Origin of the sequence: Microcystis sp. LEGE 08355 (assembly GCF_015207185.1) — a bacterium.
In the GTDB taxonomy this organism is placed as follows: Bacteria; Cyanobacteriota; Cyanobacteriia; order Cyanobacteriales; family Microcystaceae; genus Microcystis; species Microcystis panniformis.
This window is the reverse complement of record NZ_JADEXI010000116.1, coordinates 1-10,348: the sequence shown is the minus strand read 5'-3', so window position 1 is coordinate 10,348 and position 10,348 is coordinate 1. Positions and strand designations below refer to the sequence as shown.

10 protein-coding genes are annotated in these 10,348 nt (G+C 41.5%); 4 read left to right on the top strand and 6 right to left on the bottom strand.

Annotated features, from left to right (window positions below; genetic code table 11):
- Positions 1–105 precede the first annotated feature (105 nt).
- Entirely contained in the window at positions 106–2,238 is a 2,133-nt protein-coding gene (gene glyS, locus IQ242_RS08260; protein WP_193959634.1) for a glycine--tRNA ligase subunit beta, read from the bottom strand.
- 270 nt (positions 2,239–2,508) lie between these two features.
- Between glyS and IQ242_RS08255 the strand changes: the two genes are divergently transcribed.
- Both IQ242_RS08255 and IQ242_RS08250 read left to right on the top strand, forming a co-directional pair.
- Entirely contained in the window at positions 2,509–3,012 is a 504-nt protein-coding gene (locus IQ242_RS08255) for a DUF3122 domain-containing protein (protein ID WP_193959633.1), read from the top strand.
- Positions 3,013–3,058: 46 nt separating this feature from the next.
- Positions 3,059–3,643 (top strand): tRNA-(ms[2]io[6]A)-hydroxylase, encoded by a 585-nt coding sequence (locus IQ242_RS08250; protein WP_052276923.1) that lies wholly within the window; start codon positions 3,059–3,061, stop codon positions 3,641–3,643.
- A 30-nt stretch (positions 3,644–3,673) separates the two neighbouring features.
- On the opposite strand, the gene IQ242_RS08245 is transcribed toward IQ242_RS08250, so the two are convergent.
- The gene (locus IQ242_RS08245) at positions 3,674–4,864 is read right to left on the bottom strand and encodes a GNAT family N-acetyltransferase (protein ID WP_193959632.1); all 1,191 of its coding nucleotides are present in this window, start codon (positions 4,862–4,864) and stop codon (positions 3,674–3,676) included.
- A 36-nt stretch (positions 4,865–4,900) separates the two neighbouring features.
- Positions 4,901–5,581, bottom strand: coding sequence for a dihydrofolate reductase family protein (locus IQ242_RS08240; RefSeq protein ID WP_193959631.1), 681 nt, complete (start codon positions 5,579–5,581; stop codon positions 4,901–4,903).
- A 91-nt stretch (positions 5,582–5,672) separates the two neighbouring features.
- On the opposite strand from IQ242_RS08240, the gene IQ242_RS08235 reads away from it, so the two are divergent.
- Positions 5,673–7,601, top strand: coding sequence for a sensor histidine kinase (locus tag IQ242_RS08235; RefSeq protein ID WP_193959630.1), 1,929 nt, complete (start codon positions 5,673–5,675; stop codon positions 7,599–7,601).
- 246 nt (positions 7,602–7,847) lie between these two features.
- Here the strand turns inward: IQ242_RS08235 and pheA are convergent, their stop codons facing one another.
- Both pheA and IQ242_RS08225 read right to left on the bottom strand, forming a co-directional pair.
- A complete protein-coding gene (gene pheA, locus IQ242_RS08230; RefSeq protein WP_193959629.1) occupies positions 7,848–8,702 on the bottom strand; it encodes a prephenate dehydratase in 855 nt (284 codons plus the stop codon).
- Between the two features lie 257 nt (positions 8,703–8,959).
- Positions 8,960–9,256: a hypothetical protein gene (locus IQ242_RS08225; RefSeq protein ID WP_193959628.1), complete on the bottom strand. Its 297-nt coding sequence runs from the start codon at positions 9,254–9,256 to the stop codon at positions 8,960–8,962.
- An 18-nt stretch (positions 9,257–9,274) separates the two neighbouring features.
- Here IQ242_RS08225 and IQ242_RS08220 point away from each other — a divergent pair, with 18 nt between their 5' ends.
- The gene (locus IQ242_RS08220; protein ID WP_193959627.1) at positions 9,275–9,763 is read left to right on the top strand and encodes a universal stress protein; all 489 of its coding nucleotides are present in this window, start codon (positions 9,275–9,277) and stop codon (positions 9,761–9,763) included.
- Positions 9,764–9,772: 9 nt separating this feature from the next.
- Here IQ242_RS08220 and lepB read toward each other — a convergent pair.
- The coding region (gene lepB / locus IQ242_RS08215; protein ID WP_193959626.1) for a signal peptidase I at positions 9,773–10,348 on the bottom strand (576 nt) is incomplete at its 5' end.

Here is a 10,348-nt window from a genome sequence, read left to right as displayed (position 1 = left end):
CAATAAAGGTAGTCAGTCTATTGACAACTGCTCACTGATTACCACTGTCCACTGAAAACTCAAATCTGATAACTGATAACTGATAACTGATAACTGATAACTGAATTATCCCTTGACAATTGCCCCAAAATCTGCTAAGACTCGGGCGTGATTTCGCAGTAAACCCAACAGATTTAAACGATTGCGACGGACGGATTCTTTTTCTGCCATGACTAATACACTATTTTCGCCATCAAAAAAGTCAGCCACCAGGGGAGAAATTGCCGTTAAAGCAGTGAGGAGACGCTGATAATCTCTTTGCTCTCTTGCGCTGATAGTTTCGGGAATTAGGGCAATTAAAGCGTCATAAAATGCTGATTCGGAGGATTGTTCAAATAACTCCTTATTGATGATTGCCTTGACTTCTAGGGTAGTTGTATCTAAATCTCCTTTTTGTGCTAAACGGGTCGAGCGATTGACGGTTTCATAGATGTTGGCTAACTGACCATCCTGACGAATTTGGCATAAAAAGCGAGCGCGTTCACGGGTATCTAATAAATTTTCTAAAGCGCGAGACTTATACTCTGGATCGTTTTCCCCTAAAACTGCATTAACGAGATCATAATCTATCCTCAAATCATCAATTAAGAGAGTTTGCAGACGCTGTAAAAAGAAATCTTTAATCAGATTAGCCGGGTTGGGTTTATCGGGATGACTGGTGACAAAATCCTGAGCTATTTGCTCAATTAATGCCAAAAGATTGATATTAAAATCGGCTGACCAGATAATACTAATTATTGCATTGGCAGCCCGACGGAGAGCGAAGGGATCTGAGGAACCAGTGGGCAGCATTCCCAGTCCAAAAATACCGACTAAAGTATCTAAGCGATCGGCAATTCCCACCACTTGACCGGTTATTGTTTCCGGGAGTATATCCCCAGCATTGCGAGGCAGATAATGTTCAAAAATGCCCCGGGCAACTACAGGCGATTCACCACTAATTAAAGCATATTTTTCGGCCATTACTCCCTGTAATTCGGGAAATTCATAGACCATTTGGGTAACTAAATCCGCTTTACAAAGCATGGCAGTGGACTCTATATCACTGCGACTTTGTTCATCGAGATTTAACTGTTCGACGATCATCTGGGCAATTTCCATAATTCGATCGACTTTATCGCGCATGGTTCCCAATTCTTCTTGGAAAGTGACGGTTTCCAGTTGGGGAAGAAAACTATCTAAGGGTTCATCACAATCGGCAGTATAGAAAAATCTGGCATCAGCTAACCGTGCGCGGATAACCCTTTCATTTCCTGCGGAAATAATCTCCGATTTCTGGGGATCGCCATTGGAAATAGTAATAAAATAGGGTGACAAACCCTGGGGAGTTTTCACTGGGAAATAACGCTGGTGTGTCACCATCACGGTAATAATTACTTCTGGGGGTAATTCCAGAAATTCATCGTCAAATTTGCCAACAATTGCCGTGGGATATTCGACTAAGTTAGTCACTTCTGCTAATAAATCGGCGGGAATTTCTGCCACTCCCTGGAGTTTTTTAGCCAGGGTGGTAATCTGATCAGTAATTATCTGTTGACGCACTTGCGGATCCGCTTCCACAAAAATTGATCGCAAACTGGTTAAATATGCTTGGGGGTGACTAATGGCTAGGGATTGCGGGTGTAGAATGCGATGACCAAAAGTTAAGCGATCGCTGGTTAAAGTGGTAGAGCCATTAATTAATTCTAGGGGCAAAACTTCCCCATCCACTAAAGTTAATAACCAACGAATTGGCCGGGGAAATCTTAAATCTCCATCTCCCCAACGCATAAAACGTCTTCCTTCCAAACGGGTAATCCATTGGGGAATTAATTCAGTTAAAATCTCGGCTGTTGGACGACCTGGAATCGTTTTTTCAATATAGACAAATTCTCCTTTGTCTGTGGCACGAATGGAGAAAGCAGCGGTGCTAACTCCCTGTTTTCGAGCAAAACCCTCACCAGCGGGGGTAATTTGGCCATTTTTGTAGGCGGCACTAACTGGCGGTCCTTTTATCTCCTCGCTGCGAGCTTCTTGCTCCTTCGGTAATCCTGTGATTAACACGGCCAAACGGCGCGGGGTTCCGTAAACTTGAATAGCAGTCGCATCCAGAGATTCCGTCTCTAAACTCTTGCTAACTCTTTCCTGCAATTGTGCGATCGCGCTATCGACAAAATCTGCGGGTAGTTCTTCTGTACCGACTTCCAGTAAAAAATCCATCTGATTGATTGGCCGTGTTTATGCTTCACCAATCATCTAGGCTATCACAGAAGCCGTGTCCTTAGTTTTTGATCAGCTGTACTGCATTTAAACTGCATATGGGAAATTTTAGTACAAATGCTCAAACTTCCTCGACCTAGCTTTGGCGCTGCCCACTCTCCTATCCCTTTTAAATAGTATGCTAGTATAACTATATAGCGATATAATTTCCTTAGCTTGGCTAAGGGTGCAAAGTTGATCTCATATTTTATCTATTATGTCAATAAAGTTATGAAACGATTTCTATTATTATTTTGTGTTCTCGTGAGTTTTTTGGTGTTTATCAGCTTTGGGATTGATTTTTCCTTGTCTGCACTAGCTCTAACTCGACAACAGCTAGAGGGGCCGGGGCAGCTGTTGTATCAATCCCGTCATAGTTTGCGCGATGATACAGGTAGTCCTTGGCAGGTGGTGTTGTTCAAACGAATTAAGGATGGGGAAACCCTAGAAATTAGTTTGCGCTTGGTGGGATTTCCTGAAGGGATTGAGTTTCTCCATGGAGAAAGATTGACGATAACGACAGCTAAAGGCGAAATTTTAGCGGCTAAGGATGCTTTTGCCGAAAAATCACCAGCAGCTAACGTCGGTCAATACGAGATGCAGGATATCTTACCGCAGCTACCCGTTACTGAAGCGATCGAACTTTCCCTACCCCTAGAGGCTCCCCGTCATCTTAACATCCCGATTCCTGTACTTTTAGAATGGCAAAGTCTGCTTTTTTCGGCAAATATTTGACTTTTTGGGTTAGGGTGAAAGATGCAGCAAATTGGAATCAGCGACGATGGGAAAGATTAATTTATTAGTCAGTGCCACCTCTGAGGATTGGATAGAACAGGCAATTAATAATTTAGAGATTATTCTGCTCGATCATTCCCATTGTGAGCGAAAAGCGGCAGGAGTGGCCTTAAATCTCATGTTTCGTTATCCTTCCTACGCTTCCCTCGTGCGGAAATTAACAGCGATCGCCCAAGAGGAATTAGAACATTTTGAACAGGTAAATCAATGGTTAGATAAATGGGGAATTCCCCTCGCTCCCTTAAATTCTCCCCCTTATGGTGCTAAATTAAAGGCGCAGATTCGTCACCAAGAACCCGATCGCCTTTTGGATTCTCTGTTGATATCAGCTTTAATCGAGGCGCGTTCCCACGAAAGATTGGGTTTATTGGGAGAGTATTGTCCCGATCCTCAATTAGCTCAATTTTATCGCGGTTTAATGGCTTCCGAAGCGCGTCATTATGGTATTTACTGGCTATTAGCAGCGGATTATTTTGAACGTACAGTGATCGAGCAACGTTTAGAAACCCTAGCGGCGATCGAAAGTGAGATTTTAGCCAATCTGCACCCAGAACCTCGTATTCATAGTTGATTGCACTAATAGGGACAAACCCTATCTAAATTACTCGTTCAACTCAATTTCTCTCTTAGAAAAGGGTAAATCTTGATTGATTGCCTCGATTTCTTCCTGTTCCATTTGATTAATTTCTTGGATATAATTGCGGAGAATTTGATTCATTTTGCCATGATAAAAACGGTGTAAACTGTGATTAGCAGTAGCGGGAAAACCCCGTCTTTTTTTATGTTGTCCTCCCGCACCGGGGTCAAACATGGTAATACCTTGACTAATTGCCCAATCGATCGGTTGATAGTAACAAGCTTCAAAATGTAAACAGTCGTACTCTTGAAAACTACCCCAGTAACGACCATAAAGATTAGTATCTTTGCGAATACAAAAAGATAAACCCACCGGTTTAGTATCCTTTTCATTTTGGTAGGCAGTAATCAAAACCACTCGCTGACGATAATTCGGATATAATTGTTCAAAAAATTTCTGCGTCAGGTATTTACTTCCCCAGTAAAATTTATCACAGGTACTGCTATAAAACCGATAAATTAACGGGAACAAATGATGGGGAATTTCTTCGGCAGCCAGAGTTTTAATAATTAACCCCGCATTAGTCACCGCTTTCCGTTCCCGTTTAATATTGCGGCGTTGATTAGCATTAAAAACCGTCAGATAATCTTCAAAATTTTGAAACCCTTTGTTATTCCAAATATAACTATGATGTAACCAGGGAGTAAAGCCAAAATTTTCCATGAAAATTCGCCATTGGGAATCCACAAAAAGAAAATGACAACCCGACAGATTATTTTGATCGCAAAAATGATCAATTGCCGCTATCATTAAAGCCGTAATCTCCAGTTCATTTTCCCCCGGAGCAATTAAAAAACGATAACCCACCGCCGGAGTAAAAGGGGTCATTCCTAACAGTTTCGGATAGTATCTAATCCCCAAACGATGGGAAAGATCTGCCCATTGGTGGTCAAAGACAAATTCACCGTAACTATGACTTTTAATATACAAAGGAGCGGCGGCAATTAACTCAGCACCGCGCCAAACTGTGAGATGAGCCGGTTGCCACCCGGTGCGTCCCGTGGCACTGCCAGAAGTTTCGATATTATGTAACCATTCCCACTCTAGAAAGGGAGTAGTTAGGGGTTGAGCGAGAGCATCCCATTTTTGTTGGGGAATCTCACTCATTTTATCAATCCAAGCGACAGAATATTGAGGTTTAAGCTGTTCTACCATGGGACAAGATAAGTCAACCTTTTTATTTAAGGTAATCTAGTTTTGAGATTTGTGGGAATCTCGTTCAAGGGAATAATGTAGGAAAATTTCTGCTTCCACGGTTTCCACGCTCAAAAGTCGTAATTTTCTGGCAGAATCTGCCAGAAATCCAGTTCCTCCCAGGGGAGTTGCCGCTTTATTGCCTCCTAACAGCAACGGACAAATGGTTAGGTAGATTTCATCGATTAAATCTTCAGCTAAAAGAGAGGCAATTAATTCACCTCCTCCCAGAATCGCCAGTTTTTTGATACCTAGGGCGGTAAATTGACTAAAAATAGCCTTCCAATCGCCGCAGACTAAGACAAGCTCAAATAAACCCCGATTTTCCCAGTCCGCCACTTTTTCCGCTGCCGTGATTAACCAGCGTGGGAAAGGCTGCTGAAAAAATTTCATCCGGGGATCAAGCTGCCCTGAATGAGAACAAACGATCTGTATCGGCTGCGGAGATAATCCCCGTTGTTGACGGTATGCGAGAAAATCGCCATGACGGATAGGAAGACTGGTGTGATAAGCGCGCAGGGTGTTAGCACCGAATAAAGCGGCATCCATGCGCGATAAATGTTGTTCTAGACGCATTTTATCGGTAGCAGAGGCAAATCTGGCCGCTGACTGGTAGGCGTCGGCAATTTTACCATCGGCACTCATGGCTAAAATAACGGTGGTGTGAGGACGATTCATGGCAAATGCTCGGGGATATCACCCAGTCTGATTGGTGAATAGGCTAGTATAGTCTGGAGTTTGATAGCCAGAATCAAACCAATTTCTGCCTATGTCTATCGGTCAATCCTCCTTTCGTCGTATTCTGCTCTCTCGCTTACTCCTGGTTAGTGTTCCTGTACTACTAATGGGAGTTTATGTTACCTATCGTAAGGCGCGATCGGCTTTTTTGGAAATGGCCCGTCAAAATCTCACCGAAAGTGCCATCAGAAAAGCAGACAATATTGAGCAATCAATTCAATTTTTGCGGGCCAATCTGATCACTGCGGGTGAGAGTCTGGTTTTAAAACAGGGAACCTTAGCCGAAAAAGAAACTTTTTTACAAGAATTCACGGACCAGCTTCCTAATCAGATTAACTGTCTGGAGTTAATTGATATTAAGACCAATAAATCTTTATTAAATCGAGCCTGTGACCCAGAAACTATCAAAGTTTTGCCTCTGGAAAGATGGACAGAAAAACGGACTAGCTTTGCTGGAAATATCGAAAATATTTTAGTGAGAAGTTTACCTCGACAACTTTTAAGCAAATCTCCCAATAATAATCGTCAATTAGAATTAGTTTTTGCTGTTCCCATCTACGATAATCAAGGACAATTACAATCTAGTCTGATTCTGCAAACTTCTCTACTTTACCGTGAGAAGGTTTTACCCGGTTCTTTGTCAGGTTATCCCGTGGTTATTTCTGAAAATGGCATTATTCTCGCTCATCCCTATTTTGATCGCATTGGTAGCCATATCAGTCAAGAAGCTGATGCTGAACGCTTAAATAGTATTATCAATAATGCTATCCGAGGAAAACAAAATTTCTTGCATTTATTTTCTTTCGAGAAAGATGGCAAAGAATTAGTCGCGGGTTATAGTTCCCTCCCCAGTCCAGTTACGGGAGAATCATCCCAAAAATGGATAGTTTTAGCCATTAGTCCCCTCTCCCAAGCTCTGGCTCCTCTACAACAAATTTGGGAGGCAATTTTTTATCTAATTTCTGGTTTATTATTAGCTTATTTAGTAGTTATTGTACTTATTGCTAGGGATTTAGCTATACCTTTAGAAAAACTGCGAGATTATGCCTTAAATATTCAGAAAATTCCCTCCGAAAAGATTACACCACAAAACTTTAATATTCGAGAAATTAATCAGTTAGCGTCGGCCCTAGAGGAAATGCTCGAACGTTTACGTCTTTGGGGAGAGGAAATAGTTAAGAGTTGGCAAGAAGCGGAAAATGCTAATCAATTAAAAAACCAATTTTTGGCGAATACTTCCCACGAATTACGCACCCCTCTCAATGGTATTATTGGCTCAATTCGTTGCGTTATGGATGGATTTTGTAACAGTGATGAGGAGGAAAAAGAATATCTGCAACAAGCGGATAATTCAGCCGTACATCTTTTGGAAATTATTGATGATATTCTCAGTATTGCTAAAATAGAAGCGGGCAAACTTTCCGTTAATCCTGAACCAGTATATTTACACCAAATTATCAATGAAGTTATTAATTTACAAACAGCATCGCTGCAAGGTAAGCACTTAAAATTAAATTTACTTTTCTGTCAAGAAAATCCAGTAGTATATGCTGATCCAACTAAATTTAAACAGGTAATTTTGAATGTTATTTCTAACTCAATTAAATTTACCGAAACGGGAACTATTTCTCTGATAACTCACCTAGAACATCCACAGGCTATTATCACTATAATCGATACAGGAATCGGTATCGACCCCCAGCAGCAATCAAAATTATTCCGTCCTTTTGTGATGATTGATGGTTCCACAACTAGAAAATTTAGCGGTACGGGTTTAGGATTAGCTATTTCTAAGAATTTTATGAAAATGATGGGGGGAGATATTACTATCTTTAGTCAAGGTCAAGGTTTAGGAACAACTGTGGAAATTATTCTTCCTCTGGTGGGGGAAAGAAAGCTTGATTTTACTCCACCAGAGGAAAACTCATCTTTGCCGATTCTTCCCTCTCTTAAAAGCTAAAATATCTCTATTTAGGGGCTGCTGAAAAAGTTTTTCGTGGGGACAGGGTGTGGGGTGTGGGGTTTTACCGATTTTGAGGGGGTCAATTACCTAATTTTCAGGGAAAAAGTCCCAGAAATTTCCCCCCGATCACTCCCAGATCTGGTACTTTTTGATTGACAAAAAGTCTAAAAGTCTTACCCAACAAGGTTTTTAGATTTATTCAGCAACCCCTATTTAACTACTGTAATTTCTGGGCAACTTAGTTTATAATTCCTCTAAACTTTCTACAGGCAAATTAACCACCTGATAAGCACCAAAAACCTCGATCGCATCGGTATAATTTGTTAATTCTTCTAAAGTTTCTGCGATTAAATGCTGTTGATCCAGATTAATCTCTAGATCGATAAAAAATATGTATTCCCCTAAAGATCGTTTAGTTGGTCGCGATTCGATCCGAGATAAATTAAGCTGACGTTTGGCAAAAACTTCTAAGGGTTTGACTAAAGCACCAGGTTGATCTAAAACCTGAAAAGCGAGGGACATTCGCTCCCCTTGGGGATGAGAAGTTAAAGCCATTACCCAAAAACGGGTACAATTATCGGGATAATCATTAATTGGTTGTGTTAATATTGGTACATGATAGAGTTTTGCTGCCCGGGGAGAAGCAATAGCGGCCGAATTGGCCTCTCGATCGAGAATTTGAATCGCTTCTGTGGTAGAATTGGTGGGAATAATTGGCACAGTAGGTAAATTATTTTCTAGCCATTTTTGACATTGAGCTAAAGCTTGGGGATGGGAATAAACGGTTGTAATTTCTGTTAGCGATTGTCGAGGAGATAGAAGTGCATGGGAAATCGGTAAAACTAATTCTTGTTGAATCTGTAACCCAGGTAATTGCCATAAAGCATCAAGAGTCATTACCACACTTCCCTCGGTGGAGTTTTCCACCGGGACCACTGCTAAATCGGCCTGATTTTGGACAACCGATCGCAAGGCCAGGGCAATGCTAGGATAGGGTATTAATTGATGAGGCTGGGGTGGTAAACTGTTAGCATATGCTAAAGCGGCTGTTTCTGAATAGGTTCCCACTGGCCCCAGATAAGCGATCTTTACAGTCATTTAGATTATCCCCGCAAGCAATTTTTTCTAGCTATTACAGCCTTTCTCATAAATACTAAGTATAACCTAATTCAGCCAGGGTTTTCAGTTGATAATTGGGTAAAGGAGCAATATAGTAGGGAACCTTTTTAGCTAACTCTAGGGTACAGGTAATTTTTTAAACTTTGCCCTTACCGCCAAAAAATTTACAATCATAACTAGCATTGTGAAAAACCTTTTCTATCCGGTCAACCAACAGGATTTTAGTGATAAAATAGTCAGTAATACCAAATTTCTAAATCCATGACAGACATCCACGCTCGAATGCTTGCCAAACCTTCATTCGTTGTGACGCGAATAAAGAAAAATGGTATAAGATACGGTCGCTCGAGAACATCCAAAATTGTCACCCGCTCCCCCGTTAAGTCCGTGGAATCAGCCAGAATTTGAATCAGAGACAAACGGGGAGTCTTGCTATTGTAATCGGCCACTTCCGTATCTAACCAAAGAATGGGAAAATGGCAAAAGTGATCGATCGCATTTCTAATAGCGTCGGATTCCGTTAAATAAGGCATGGTTGCAGAGGCTGAAAAATGTATCAAAAAATCTTGATAGCAGTAGATTTGTCGGAGATGGGGGACAGTGTTTTTAAGGAGGCTGTATCCTTAGCCAGTAAGTACGAAGCTAACCTGCTACTACTGCACGTCCTTTCCCCTGAGGAAGATTATAGCCCTTTACCGATTCCACCCAATTTAGCCGATATTTACCCCGCCCAGGGTAATGATCTCACTCTTGATTTTTGGCGGCAACAATGGGAAGAATTTGAGCAGAAAGGGTTGGCCATGTTGCAAAAAAGGGCTAATCAAGCGGGAGAAATGGGTGTAAAGGGAGAATACCGGCAAATTTACGGTCATGCCGCCAAAACTATCTGTAAAGTGGCGCGAGAGGAGAATATTGATTTAATTGTCATCGGTCGGCGTGGGCGATCGGGTCTAGGAGAGTTATTCTTAGGTAGTGTGAGTAATTATGTTCTCCATCATGCCCCCTGTTCCGTCTTAATTGTTCAACATCGTCAGGACTAAAAATTCCTGTTAGCGATTCCCCCCTAAAATCCCCAAACGATTAAAAGGAAAAAAGCGAAAAACCGCCCTACCAATCACGTTATTTTCTGGTAAAAACCCCCAGATATGGGAGTCATTGCTATTATTGCGATTATCTCCCATGACAAATAAGTTATTTTCTGGCACGAGCAAAGGCATTAAATTATATTGAGGGGATTCTAGAATATAATCCTCTGCCAAGGGTTGATTATTCAGATAAATTTCGCCCTCCTTGACAGCAATCACATCCCCTGGGGTGGCAATCACTCTTTTAATAAAAGCTTGGTCCTTTTGATATCCCTGTAATTGTAATTGTGCCGGCGGTTCAAAGACGACGATATCCCCCCGTCGAGGAGGATGGAAATCGTAGGAAAGTTTTTCCACTACTAAGCGATCGCCTTGTTCTAAAGTGGGTAACATAGAATCCGAGGGGATAAAACGAGGTTCAGCCACAAAAGTGCGGATCAGTAAGGCTAAAACTAAAGCTATAGCGATAATTTGCAGATTTTCTCGAATAGAAGCCCAAAAACTCTTAGATTTGTCCTTATTAATTTCTTGCTCTTGCAT